Genomic DNA, 14,033 nt, shown 5'->3' with positions numbered 1-14,033 from the left:
GCAATGTTGTTTTAATCATTATTTGATGTATCATCTGATTTATCATTGAAGTATGTTAAAAACTAATATTACCATCCCTTACTTTGCCAATCCATACCAGAGATTGATCTCAAACGGTTAGCTTCATTAAGTGGTATAGGCACCCAAAGAAATTTATTGGTATAATTCATACGTTCACCAGCCCGAACAGGACGACGTTTGTATGTAAAAGTCCCGTCTGATTTCCTGGTAATCTCCATTGCTGTAACCCATTTGTCTGTTTTAGCAAGGTCACTTGTTGGTAAAGTCCAACGGCGAACGTCGAAGTAACGGTTTTCTTCCATAGCCAGTTCTACCCTGCGCTCATTTCGAACGCGTAATATCAATTGATCTTTAGTTAAATTATCCGGTAATGCAGGCATGCCTGCTCTGGATCTTATTTCATTTACAGCAGCTATGGCCTCCGGTAGCTTATCCGCTTCAACTGCAGCTTCAGCAAAGTTTAGAATAACCTCTCCGAGACGGAAAAATTTATAGTTAGCTCCCCCGACAACGTTGTCATTGCCAGAATTGGGATGCAGATACTTACGTTCAAAATAACCGGTACGTGTAGCCTTTCTAACTGATGCATGGATACCTGTTTGAGGTTCGCCCACGTAAGTTGCAATTATCCTGGCCCGGTTGCCCGTCCCGGCAGGATAGTTTTCATAAGACTCCGGGGCTTCAGAAAACCCCCAGTAAGCTTTTCTTTTAGAGCCATTATAATATATAGAAGCGTAGAAGCGCGGATCCCTGTTTGCGTAAGGATCATTAGGATTATATTGTTTATTATCTGGATTGTAATTAGGTTGCAGATGCTGATCGTCATAGTAAGGATTGGACAGATTGAGCACTGGTTTCCCATCAATCGTTTCATATGCATCTACCAGTTCCTGTGTAGGGCATGTACCGGATTTATATCCATCCTGGGCACCAATACCATCAATATCCCAAATATTCCCTTGTCCTTCACGGCTTTGATATATGGTCTCCTTATCTACAGGATTATCTGAATAGGTCATGGTTTGGGTAAAATATTCATTATACAATGCGGTATTTATGTTCTTATCCGGCCCCAGAAAGGCAACATCAGAAAGGTAAGTTTGCGGAAAATTAACACTTTTATAAAGTGCGTATCCATTCGACCTAAGATTGGCCAGAGCCATCTTATTTACTTCATAAGCCTCCTGCCAATAGTTTTTACCCTCATTATAGAGTGGGCTGGCAGCAAAAAGGATCATTTTCGATTTAATGGCTTCAGCCATTGCCCTGTTCAAACGCCCCGCTTCCCCTCCTGTAGTTATTCTCCAGGGCAATTCGCTTGTAGCCAGTGCAACATCGCAATCCTCCATGATGAATTTAACCACATTATAATAACTTTCCCTCTTTACCTGGGAAAAATCTCCTGCAAGATCATAAGGTTCACGTTCAATAGGCAATGAGGGACCAAACCATTTCAGCAATTCTGAATAATAATACGCTCTTAGCAAATGGGCTTCGGCTTTCCAGCGATTTCTGTTTGCTGGAAGGGTAACTGTCGCCTGATCAATGCGGCTGATAAATACGGTACAGTTACGAATGGCACTCCAATACCTGGCCCAATAATCACCGTTTCCGCTATCAGCACTTACATTTGTAATAGGGTGGTTACCCGCAGAGGCATTCCCACTATACATCCTACCTGCCATAAGCCCTGATTCGGTCTCGGCATCAGTATCCCAGGCCTCATCACTCCATACAACCGGTCCCCTTGACCAAAAATAATATCTTGTCCCTTTTGTGGGCATATTTGCATAACAGCTATTCAAAAATGCTCCAACCTTATCATTATCTGCAAAAACCTCGTCTAGTGATAGCTTGCCATCAGGTGCCCTATCCAACGCCTTTTTGCATGAACCAAGGTGTAGTATGAATATCGTTAATAATAAAAGTATATATTTAATTTTCATAATTTCATGTATTTTAAGGATTAAAAAGTAACATTGAGGCCGAAATTTGCCGTTTTGGTCACAGGATACCCAATAGCATCATTATTTTCCGGATCCAAATGTCCCATTTTCAAATTATCCCAGGTATATAAATTTTGCCCGCTTACATAAACCCGTAATCTCTGAACTCCAAGTTTTTTTAATATATTCTGAGGAAGTGAATAAGCCAACTCTATATTTTTTAAACGTATAAAAGAGCGATCCATAATAAAAAACTCATTGGCGTTATGATTAGTATTTGCAAGTGTACCAAGCGCCGGATAAGTGATCTTTTCTCCATTTGCATAGCGCTCTGGAGTCCAGGCAGTTTTTTGATAATCAAAATACGTTCCCAGTTTAAAGATTTCATATACTCCCTGTTCGGAATAATTACTGGAATATTTACCTACACCCTGAAAAAATGTTGTTAATTCAAATGATTTATAATTTAAACCCAATGTTAAACCATAGGTTTCCCTTGGTATATTAGCATATCCAATTGCTACCTGATCTTTATCGTTGATCACACCATCCCCGTTCATATCCCTGTATTTCAGATCTCCTATACGCGGGGTACCAAAGCCATAAGTAGTGTGAGAAAGATAATCATCCAGTTCCTGTTTAGAATTAAAATAGCCATTCCCGTTGCTATAATGAACTTTATAACCAAAAGTCTGACCAAGGGAATAGCCGGTGGACTGATATCTCGAAGCATAAGTTTCATCACGAATCTGCTCATCCAAGAACTTCACAGTATTGTGGTTATATCCATAATTTCCTTTAAGCATCAACGAAAAATCAGTTGCTAAGGATTTATTATAAGTAAGTTCAATTTCATAACCCTTGTTATCAACAAGTCCCATGTTCACCTTTGGAATAAGACCTAATGGAACCCCTTGGAATTCAGGAACTGTATTTCGGGAGATTAGGATATTACTCCGATTCTCTATAAAGTAATCAACAGTGATATCTAAACTTTTTAACAGTTGCATATCTATACCATAGTTTTGCTTCTTAGCGACCTCCCATGAGATGTTTGGGTTACCTAAAAGCCCCTGGTTAACACCCTGTCCTAAACCTAAACTCCCAAGTGGGCCGCCACCCAAGGTAATATTGCTCTGATAAAGGAACCGCTGGTTCCCTATATTGTCATTTCCTACTTTACCATAGGATGCACGAAATTTAAGGTTGGTAAGCACTTTATTGTCTTTCAGAAAGTTTTCATTACTAACTACCCAGCCCACAGAAGCTGCTGGAAAAAAACCGTATCGCTTACCTGGTGCAAATTGCTCTGAACCATTATATCCCATATTCAGCTCAGCCAGATATCGATTATCATAGCCATAGGTAGCCCTGGCGGCCACTCCTAAAACATTGAAAGGTATTTCACCTGCAGGAGTTTCCCAATAATCACGCTGCCCCAGAATCATACCCCCAACATCATGTTTATCACCAAATCTGCGGTTGTAATTCACTGATGCCTGCATATTAATATTATAGCGGGAATCTACCGCCTTGTTCAATGAAAGCAGGCGTTCGTCAGAACGTTTAGTTGCATAACTCAGCTGATCAGTTTCAGGGTTAATCTCTGCCAGGTACAGGCGCTCAGATTTTTGGCCCTGGGTTGCAGAAGTCGACTTAGAGTCATAAGATATCATGCCCTTTACACTAAGCCCCTGTGTAACAGCCTTACTCAAATCCCAGTCCATGCCAAAAGAGGAATTGAGGTTAGATCTAACCTCATTCCGATAACCAAATCTATTCATAATTTCAAACGCTGAACGGTCAAGGTATCCCGGATCAACAATCTGGCCTGGTGCAACTCCAAAACCACCGATAGTAGTTGGGCCGGGGGTAATTGGAAGGATGGACTGTGCCTGATATAACAGATCTCTCATCATCCAGTTAGTGTCTCCACCACCATATAACCATGCAGAGGGCATGTTTACCTGTTCAATATAACTGCCAATATTTAAAAATGCTTTAAGCGAACTGGTCACTTTATAATCCAGATTGGCTCTAAAATTATACCTGTCCATTTTTGAAGAGGGATCATAACCCAATACAGATTTAGGTTCGGTCTTCAGGTTACCCCCCTGATGAAAAAACGTAGCATTTACAAAATAAGTTATCTTATCTGTGCCTCCGCTGGCACTGGTATTTATACGAGTTTGAGGAGCATATTTGGAAATAAATTCCCTGTAATAATCATGATCAGGATACATATACGCTCTTATCATTGCCTTTTGTTCATAGTTCGAATCATTAGGATCAAGACCGGCCAGTGGATTGATATATTTATTTATTGTCTTTTGGCTAAAAGGAAGTAGTGATATGTTGTCATTTTTTGAAGCTTCATTCCTCAAGTTCATGTAATCTACTGAGCTGAGGCGCTCCGGTTCACGTGTAAAAGACGAGTAACTCTGATCTATATTTACCGACAATTCCGTTTTACCTTCAGTACCTCGTCTTGTGGTAATCAGAATAACACCGTTGGCACCGCGTACACCAAATACAGCTGTTGCAGAAGCATCCTTTAATATGGATACAGAGGCAACCTCGTTAGCATCAATAGTGCGAATGTTATCACGTGGAACACCATCAATAAGAATCAGCGGGCTTTTACCATTAGTTGTAGCTGCTCCGCGAAGGTACATTGTTGCATCATCACGGCCAGGCTGGCCACCGCCTGACTGGATTGAAGTTAAACCTGACAATTTTCCGGCCAGAGCATTGGCAAGACTTGCAGAAGAACTTTGCCTGAGCTCCTTGGTTTGAACTGAAGACACTGCACCAGTTATTGAGACCTTCTTTTGCTGGCCATAGCCCACCACTACCACTTCGTTCAATTTCTGATCAGAAGATATAAGGTATACATTAATAGTTGACTTTCTATTTACGGCAATTTTTTTCTGAAGATATCCAACATAGGCAAAAACCAAAATAGAATTTGAGGGAGCTTGAATTAAATATTCTCCTCTTTCGTTCGTCTGCGTTCCCACTTTTGTGCCCTGGATCATTATACTGACCCCAGGCAATGGGCCAAGATCCAGCGAATCCAGTACCTTCCCAGATATGTTAATCTTTTCCTGGGAGAAAGCATTAAATGAACAACAAACTGCAAGCATTAATAATATTGTCCAATGTAGCTTTGAGAGTAATCTTATTTTTCTCATAATAAGCATTTTGATATTTTAGGTTAATTATTTAAAGGTTTAACATGATTCTTTGTGGTTGGCGATTGTTTAAATGAAAAATTAAATCTTCCGGATGGTGCAACATTTTATATTAATGGTTTCGGAAAGTGAAGTAATCATTTATCCATATCAACATAAAACCTAAAGAGTGGTTCATTCCAAAAGTTCATGATATTTTTCGGCCATGCAGGCTGTTTGAAATAATTAAGTGAATCAAGCTGTTCAGCTATAAAAGCAGTGGTGTTATTAGGCTTGTTCTTTTGCTTGGCATAATGCCATGTCATATTAAAGACCCTCATAAGATTATATTTGGTTAGTTTAAATCAAAATATTGAAACTATTGGCTACTATATCAATAGTATTAATTGTTTTTGCAATCTGCAACCTGTACCATGCTGCAAGTCATCCTTTTACAGACAGTCTAGTTTGAGCTAAAATTTAAAATTATATACTAAACGAACCAGAGCGAACTTAATAAGGTTTTTATCCTGCATGAGATATAGGTCAATTCTTTTCTTAAATGGGATGCTCCAGATAATTCCCGCGTTCTTTCCATTAATCCATACCATCTACCTGAGCTAAACTTAAAACATATTACTGATGGAGAAACCACGTTGATCGGTATCATGGTATCATCTCACATGTCATTTGTCCGACGGCAAGATAGGCTGAAATAAAAAAGACTATGACCAATGAGGTTTTCGTCATCGTTACTTAGTCAATCATTAATCTAGGTGAAATACCGTTTTAAGAGGGTTGCTAAGTGGAGAATTATCAGGATTTGTTTCCATAATATCGGCCATATAAGCCCACCATTTTTGCACAATTTCCGTCTGGCCTAAATCCTGAGACCCTTGCCCCATCAGCTTTTGCACGGCAAAAATATCATTTGTTTCTTCATCCAGAAAAATCGTGTAATCAGTTACGCCATTTTCTGTAAGGAGCTCAGAAAGTTCCGGCCAGATTTGATCATGTCTTTTCTTATATTCTTCACTAAAGCCAGGCTTTAATTTCATTTTAAACGCTACTTTCATTTCTATTAATTTATGAACCAGTGGATTACTATTATTTTTAAATTGATAAACTTCAGTTCCCGCAAGCAGGAAATAACCTAACCCATAATCTTCAAAATCAGTTTTGCTTAGGTAAGTTAAGTTTTCAGGTACTCTTCGCGGTGAGGAACATCTTTTCCATTGTAAAGGCTACCACCTTCTACATTTTTTGAATGCATATACATTTTGTACATGTATTCAAAATTGGTATAGTCCTTAAACAAAACCCTAACTGTGCAAATAGAGGCATCCCCATTTGTAGGGCATCAATCCAAGTCCAATCGTCAATTTTTCCTGATTTTATCATCAAGTCTATAGACGCTTTAATTTCTTTGATTCGCTGTGGATTATTATTAATCTGTTACAAATCAATATAAGTTTGTCTGCAGGCCTGGTTATCAGTGTTACGGGTGCTCCTGCCCCAGCGTAAATCCGAATTGTGTTATTTGCATAATACCCACTTGTCCAAAAACTACCGCCCCATAAAAGCTTCTTTATTTCAGGATGACGGAGAAAAAGCTCACGGGCTGTGATACTTTTTATTATACTCACAATCTTTTTAACACTCATAGAGGGAATTCCTTCAACAAGAAAATGAACATGGTCAGATTCATAACCAATTTCAACAAATTGTATCTCATACCGCTCAGAAATCCTAACACATATAGCCTTTAGTGAATTACCAGAATCTTCATCAAGACATTTTTCCTTTATTTCAGCGGAAAAACCAGATGGCACAATAATAAACTCTTATTATGGCGCTTATAAACATGTGAATCCACAAACAAATATAGACTTATCATAAATATCTTGAAAACCTTAGGTTTTCAAACTTTCCTCTCAGACCCCGAGGCAAGCCTCGAGGAATTCTTTTGATTAAAAACATGATCTCCGGATTGATTGCCTACAGCTTCTTTCCCAAAATGAATGCAATCAAATTTGAAGTCGAAAAAACTTCGCAAGTTAGCCTGTTTTTATAATCGAGTTCAGGTTATTAAAAATGCTTTATCAAATTGAATGGTCTACAGGAAGGTTAATACCAGACCACGCTTTTTTTGAAGTCCAATCTGCTGATGGATCTGTCCAAAATGAATCAGTTTCTGGTAACCCTAGCGGCAACAATCCTACGGCACATAAATATAAACTTCCGGTAGAAATATAAATCTCTCCCATATGTGGCTGATGACCCACAAAACCTATTTGCAACCATCCGTTCTTATCAAAGGTGCCTTTTGCTTCAATCATATTACTAATTACGGCGGAAAGTGCGCTACGTACCTGTGCAGGTTTTATAATTGCAGGAAGTTTTTTCATCAAGGCAATCATAGACAAACATTGCATTGCACCAAAACGATACGCTAAAGATCTGCCTATTGGTGGATAAGTTCCTTCTGGCGAAATCAACCTTTCTTCTATTGCTGCATATCTTACAGCTCTGTTTAAAACTGTATCGTAAAGTTTGGTGTTTTGTTCGGTGTATTTTACAAGTATTTCTACAACTTGTAACATCATAGGATGTATTACAAAACTATTGTAATAATCCCAATGAAAATTTTCTCCATCACCATAAACACCATCTCCTTTATACCATTCTATATGTTTTTTAACTGCTAAATCCATCCTTACCGTATCGCCATCTTCCCCAACTTCCACTAAAAAGGCCTCAATCATGGCCATAAAAAGTAACCAGTTATTATAGCCTGGTGTAATTACTCTGGTAGATTTAAAAGCAGAAATTACGTTTTTCTTGACTTCGGGATCTAATGGTTCCCATAATTGTTTTCGGGCTCGTAACAAGCCATGAGCAAAAAACGCAGCATCTACCAATGCCTGATCGTACTTACCTCCTGTAAAATGCATAAAGTCGGGCGATTTCGGATCCGTTGCCTTATCAATACTTTTTCTTGAAAGATTTATATACTCTGCCCTTAACTTCCCCTCCTCAGAATTGTCTGACCCAAGCTCTAACCAAGGTGCTATACCGGCCAATAATCTACCAAAAGCTTCCAAATGTGTTGGCTTGGACCTATCCAGTTTATTGGTAGGATTAACCTCGACTGGCATATTCAGTCGCAGTGTCCCCTCGCTTAGATTGCTTAAAACTGGATGTGCAATTTTCACCATAGTGTCTACCCAATAAGCTCTGGAATCAAATCTTTTTTTGGATTTATTTTCAGTTTTTTCTTCGCTTGCCAATAAATCTTTTGGCAAAAAGAAACTTGTTACAAGCGTAGAAGGAATAAATGATAAGAATTTACGTCTAAACATATTATTTAATTTTCCATTTTAATACAGCGGCTTTTTGGCCAGTTAATTCTTTTGTGGTTTCGCCATCTCCTTGCTCAACATTTTGCACAAATAGGTTTAAAATCTTTTTGTCTTTCCATAATTCAGTATCGTAAGTAGTTTTCCAATAGTTTACAATATACGGGCTGTTGTTTTCATCAACTGCAATTGCGGTGGAATTTATCAATTCAGATTTTTGGGGGATTTTTAAAGCATACTCAGCTGTAGCAGCAGTAATTGGTAAATTATATTTTTCATCAGTGCTTTTTTTCCAAGTTACGCCTCCATCATCAGATTTAGCATAACACATATCGTGATTAGTGGATACGTCGCCATTTATCCACCCGTCCTGAATCATTTTCCATTTTTTGGTCTTAATATCGTAAATGTTCAACATTAAACTGCCGTTTCCAGAACCTCCGTCTCGATATAAAAACAAAAGATTTCCGTTTGCCAACCGATAAAACTCAGGGTAGGTCACATGCTTTTCTTTAAAACCGGTCATGTTAAATTTTGGAGTAAGTTCTAATGAGCCGGGACTTATACTTTTGCAATAGTTAAATGGCCCCCCATGAAGATCCCACGACATGTGTAAATATCCATCGCCATCAATCATTATACTAATTGATTTGTGCGCATCGGTTGCATCACCTTTATAAGGTGTAACTATTAACTCCCAATCTTTAGAATTAATGTTTCTTTTACCAAGCACAACGTTTTTATCCTCATCGTAATAAGCAATGTACTGAGTGTCTTTATAAGTAACTAAAGAATTTCTTCTGAAAATAACTGTGTTTACCGAGTTTTTTGCCCAAGCCTCTCCTGCCGGGATAATTTCAGCGTTATTAATTCCTTTTAACTGAGCGTTTGCGGTAATTGAAACCATTAACATTAACGCACAAACAAATAAATTTTTAGAAATATTGAAATACATTTTTAAAAATAATAGGTATTTTAATTTATTTTTTTTCGTGGATATATCTGTAATTAAACCTCGCATTTGGCGCAGCATCTCCTTTATCTAAAAAGTTAATAGCACCTTCATTGGCTGGCACATTATCTGCCCATTTAAAATCCAATGTAAAATCTTCTGAATTAATATTTAATGCTTTTTTGGAAATCTTAACTTCTATTTTATTCCTAGTAATTTTGTACGAAACATTTGCTACATTTTCCCATTGCCAACCGCCTAAACTTTTTGCAATATTAGTAGATTCTTGATCATTAGGATTTCCATTTACCAAAAACTGATATCCTTCCCAATTAGGAAGTTCTTGATTTTTGATACTGATAAAAAGATTCATCCAGTTAGCTGTACCGTAACCAGTAATTGGCTTTGCCGTTTCTACATAGAATGAAATGTAATTATCATCTGTTGCAACTTTGGCTTTTACAATGTCGTTTCTGCCAGAGTTGTTGATATACTCTTTGATTCTTCCGTAACCGGGATGATTTCGATGAAAAGTATCGTTCTTATCATCATAAAAAACAGCGGTCACTTTATCCCAATCGCTAAAATTACCGTCGCTACTGATAGTATGATTTTCATTAAATACCGGAATTTCGCGAGTGCCTTTAAATTTACGGATATTATTTACCATCTGGTAATAATAATTATCGCGAAAACCACCTTTCATTGGTTCGACGTCCCGGCTATATTCTTCGTTATATAAATCAACAAAATAAGTATCGCCTTTTTTAATAGGCTTACCTAAAAAGTTTTTTGCATTTCCGTTATCAAAACGCATGGCAACCCATTCGTTCCATCCTGTTATAAACACAAACTCAGGGTCAACTTCTAAGGCTCTTTTCCATTGCTCTGCGAAGTAAAAACCTTTTTCGGGTTGCTTCACTTCGGGTTCTTTTCCACCGTGAAAACTTCTCCCAATGTTAGACATAGGATGTTCGGCAACGCTCACACTAATTTGCTCTGGTTTATCTTTGCTTTCATGCCAGCCGTAAGATTGCGGCGTATGATCTACCCACGTCCATTTATCCTTTCCGTCTCCAAACCATTCCTGCCCTCTGCTCCAAGCCCAAGATTGGCGGATATTAAAAAAATCTTTAATTTCTTGACTTTGATTTTCCGGCGGAGCCAATAAAAGTGGTTTTCCTTTCCAATAAAACCATAAATCTTTGAATAAGCCTTTTTCATAAATATTATCATAAAGCCTATTTACAGTTTGCTCTGGTTTGCTGTTGATTATAAAAGAAAAGTAAGGCGTTGATAAACCTTCAGAACGCATCTGTCTATAAACATTTGCGATTTTTGTAACCTGTGGAAGATAAATTGCAGCATTAGTCACATCCAAAATTAGGACATCAACACCTGCATCAGATAGCATTTGAGCATGTTTTCTTATAATCCATTCATCATCTGGCAGGTAATAACCAAAATAAGGTTCAGCCCAATGGTGAAAAGCATTGATAGGTCCATATTGCGGATCATCTGGATTTTCTTTTAACATTTTACTAATGTCGTATGGGCTGGATTTCTCATCTCCAGATTTTTGGATGACGCCTTCATCTGATCGCATCCCTTTACCGTGTTGATCATACCCATGTGAACCCTGCCAAATAAAATAGAACATACCTACGTATTTGTCTTTTTTTGGAGTTTGGTTTATGGATAGCATTCTGCCTAAGTCATCTTTAGCAACCCAAGTATCTGCTTTTGATGATGCTATTACATTCTTAGATGTTTCCTGTGCCGATAAGTAGAAATGTAAACACAATGCACAAGTTAATAAAGCTAATGATTTCTTTAAAAAACTTCTTCTCATAATTATCCTTTAATAATCTTAACCCCTTTTGGAGCTTCAATTTTTGATTCTATTTTTCCGTTTGCTAGTTTGGTATGTTTAATTTTCACTACGCCATAAGGAGTTGGAAAAGTTCCTTCCACAAACTTAAGATCGCCCAAATGAGGCTCTATCTTTAAAACTTTACAGCCGGGTTCCATTACCTGTACACCCAAAACATGTGCAGTAAGCCATGAAGTTGGTCCAGATGCCCAGCCATGAGATAAACTATGACGAAGTTTTTTATAACTATATGCTCCGTAACTGGCGTGGATATCAATTTTTCCTTCTGGAAGCAACTCATCAATTCTGCCTGCATTTTTCATCCAGCTCAGATCAAAATCTTCCCAAAAGGTTGTTGCCCCCATGTCAAGCATACCACCCCAATAATCTCTGATATTGTTAATTGCACCTTGATAATTTCCAGCTTTAGCTTTCGCCTCTAACATATAGTAACCATAAAACGTAGAAAAATCTTTGGTTTCGCCAACCGAAATAATTTCTTTATCCGCTTTTTTAGCGTCCATTAATCCAGCTAAAGCCATTAATGATGCGGCCTGTTTGTTACCAACCACAACTGGAACATGTTTTTTCATTTCGGCAACGGTTGCTTCGCATTTTTCGGCAGTTTTTCTTTCTCCCAAAACACGGCATAACTGTGCACCATCAATCAAGGTCATCACCATCATAGCTTGTAAACCTGCATGTACAGCTGGTTTATTTGCAAAAGTTGGCCAATCCATAAAACGCATTCCGTCTAAATTCTCACTTCCGTCTTTAACTTTGTTAACCAATAAATCCAATAAAGGCACTAAATAGTCCTTTTGTTGTTTTAGGTAATCAAGGTTTCCCTGATATTGGTACAACTCCCTTTGGATACGAATCCACCACATGGAATACGAGCTAATGCCGTTCATCCAAGCTGGCAGAGGAGTTACATCTTTAATGAGGTTTAAACTTTTTGGAACTACTTCATTATAACCAAAAACATTATTGATGGTCATTACTTCGGGGTGCATATCTCCTACCCAAACCAATCGATCTCTTTTTGGTCCATCCCAAAGATATTGTTGCATATTCAGGTGAACGGTGTAGGCGCCAGTCATCCAAATTTTATTTAATCTTTCATCGCTACTGTTAAACGAGCCCAAATAAGGAACATCTCGATAAATAAAAATCGCTCTTGCTTCTTTTAATAATAACTCTGCGTTATCATCTAGCAAATCAATCCTTACAAATCGGAAACCTGTATTTCCAATTTCCAATTCGCCAAGCCAAGGTAATTCTAAGGTAAAATCACGTATAGCGTGGTCATTGGTAGCTCCTTTAATCGTATCAATATCAGACATTGCCTCGCTTACAGATTCCCCAAAACGTACCCGTACTTTAACCGGATTTTTCTCCTTCATCATGCCTGTAACCAGCTGTAAACCGCCATGCAGTTCTTTTCCGAAATCTAATAAAATACTGGCTTTGTGGTCTTTGTCACTTTTTAAAACCACTAAATCTTTGTTAACCAGTTCTGCCTGTCCGTTACCTGATTTTAAAAGTCTTTGAGCGTTTTTTACATATTTCCCAGTTTCATCAGACTGCCAAACAATACGCTGTGGTGTAAGAAACACTTTTGCCCTGTTATCTTTTTCTGTTAGATAATTTTTTGCTGGGCTAAAAACTGGTGGCAAAGCTGATTGCGCTAAACTTTCTGCAGTCACTTTCGCTTGCGACTTTTCGTATCCCAAAAAAGTAAACTCCAATACATCTTTTGCTGCTGTATTTATTTGATAATTTCCATTGCTATCTGTTTTATCGGTAACTTTTCCCGTAATGGTTTTTTCTTGCGCCATTAACTTTGTTATAGTAAAGCATGCAAAAAGTAGTATAAGGGTTATAGAATAGAAGCTAAAAAGTAAGTTTTTTTTCATCAGGTTCATTTTTGATAAGAATTTTAAATCGCCTTCAGCAGAATAAAAATTTCGTTAGATAATAAATTTGGTTAGCGCTTTTGGCGGATTTAATTAACGAAGCTAGGTAGTCAAAATTAATTCTGCAACCCGTTCCATCCTGTGTTTTTCAAAAAAAAAATATAAGTTAATTTACTCAAAATTGTACTAAAGCTCGGGTTCAATACCGAAGTCTTTTAAACAGTATAGTCTTAATGTGTTGAAAAATGACAGAATTAAAGATGCTGAACCTTGTTTTATTATAAAATCAACAATTGAAACATATAACTACCTTAGTCCTGATGGTTTTACAATATCACTAGACAACTTTGCAACAGTAGAACAGGGAAATATTACAAATACCTATGTGTTGCTTTACTGCCTATGTGTTGCTTTACTGACAGATGGGACAAAATACCTCGGGGAAAAATATGAATGCATCTGGTTTTTAGATTTGGTAGCAATTCTTGGAAAGAATATCAAAGAAAAATTTCAGATTTGGATTTTAAGAAAGACAGAGGGAAAGTTCAATGTGAAAGTTGAAGATGTAGAAAGAATGTTATAAAGACAATACCAATTCCTCAAAGTGATTTTAAGGCAGATGAAGTAAGAGTATGGTTCGAAAATGGTGCAATTATGATACCATTCGAAAGATAAATTAAACATTACCTGAATTGTAGTAACTACTCAGGTACCTCTATGATGAAGCAATAGTCAAGAAAGCATTTAAGATGGCCTGCTCATTTTTCTTGCAGGTGTCGGTAATAGAACG

Annotated in this window: 9 protein-coding genes and 1 pseudogene; 2 read left to right on the top strand and 8 right to left on the bottom strand. The window is 37.6% G+C overall.

Translation table 11 applies throughout. The features are described from left to right. Positions 1-68 precede the first annotated feature (68 nt). From AAKU52_RS14430 to tnpA, 4 genes are all read right to left on the bottom strand, one after another. Positions 69-1,967 carry a RagB/SusD family nutrient uptake outer membrane protein gene (locus AAKU52_RS14430; RefSeq protein ID WP_354334742.1) on the bottom strand — a complete coding sequence of 633 codons (1,899 nt, stop codon included), beginning with the start codon at positions 1,965-1,967 and terminating at the stop codon, positions 69-71. 20 nt (positions 1,968-1,987) lie between these two features. Next, the gene (locus AAKU52_RS14425) at positions 1,988-5,161 is read right to left on the bottom strand and encodes a SusC/RagA family TonB-linked outer membrane protein (protein ID WP_354334740.1); all 3,174 of its coding nucleotides are present in this window, start codon (positions 5,159-5,161) and stop codon (positions 1,988-1,990) included. Positions 5,162-5,907: 746 nt separating this feature from the next. Further along, positions 5,908-6,216: an L-rhamnose mutarotase gene (gene rhaM, locus AAKU52_RS14420; protein ID WP_354334738.1), complete on the bottom strand. Its 309-nt coding sequence runs from the start codon at positions 6,214-6,216 to the stop codon at positions 5,908-5,910. Positions 6,217-6,546: 330 nt separating this feature from the next. Further along, entirely contained in the window at positions 6,547-6,972 is a 426-nt protein-coding gene (tnpA, locus tag AAKU52_RS14415; protein ID WP_354334736.1) for an IS200/IS605 family transposase, read from the bottom strand. A gap of 137 nt (positions 6,973-7,109) precedes the next feature. Between tnpA and AAKU52_RS17545 the strand changes: the two are divergent. Continuing rightward, positions 7,110-7,214: pseudogene (locus tag AAKU52_RS17545) on the top strand (IS982 family transposase); the annotation flags it as partial. 28 nt (positions 7,215-7,242) lie between these two features. On the opposite strand, the gene AAKU52_RS14410 reads toward AAKU52_RS17545, so the two are convergent. The 4 genes from AAKU52_RS14410 to AAKU52_RS14395 are packed head-to-tail and all read right to left on the bottom strand — an operon-like array spanning position 7,243 to position 13,165. Further along, positions 7,243-8,502 (bottom strand): DUF2264 domain-containing protein, encoded by a 1,260-nt coding sequence (locus AAKU52_RS14410; RefSeq protein ID WP_354334734.1) that lies wholly within the window; start codon positions 8,500-8,502, stop codon positions 7,243-7,245. 1 nt (position 8,503) lies between these two features. Continuing rightward, on the bottom strand, positions 8,504-9,454 hold the full coding sequence (locus tag AAKU52_RS14405) for a BNR repeat-containing protein (protein ID WP_354334732.1): 951 nt from the start codon (positions 9,452-9,454) through the stop codon (positions 8,504-8,506). 25 nt (positions 9,455-9,479) lie between these two features. Next, on the bottom strand, positions 9,480-11,303 hold the full coding sequence (locus AAKU52_RS14400; protein WP_354334730.1) for a glycoside hydrolase family 71/99 protein: 1,824 nt from the start codon (positions 11,301-11,303) through the stop codon (positions 9,480-9,482). 2 nt (positions 11,304-11,305) lie between these two features. Next, a complete protein-coding gene (locus tag AAKU52_RS14395) occupies positions 11,306-13,165 on the bottom strand; it encodes an alpha-L-rhamnosidase-related protein (RefSeq protein ID WP_354334728.1) in 1,860 nt (619 codons plus the stop codon). Between the two features lie 313 nt (positions 13,166-13,478). On the opposite strand from AAKU52_RS14395, the gene AAKU52_RS14390 reads away from it, so the two are divergent. After that, positions 13,479-13,826, top strand: a complete 348-nt coding sequence (locus AAKU52_RS14390; protein WP_354334726.1) for a DUF6876 family protein — start codon at positions 13,479-13,481, stop codon at positions 13,824-13,826. Positions 13,827-14,033: the final 207 nt, after the last annotated feature.

The organism is Pedobacter sp. CG_S7, assembly GCF_040544395.1.
GTDB lineage: Bacteria > Bacteroidota > Bacteroidia > Sphingobacteriales > Sphingobacteriaceae > Pedobacter.
Note: the sequence above shows the minus strand (reverse complement) of the source record. Positions and strands in the feature narration are given on the sequence as shown.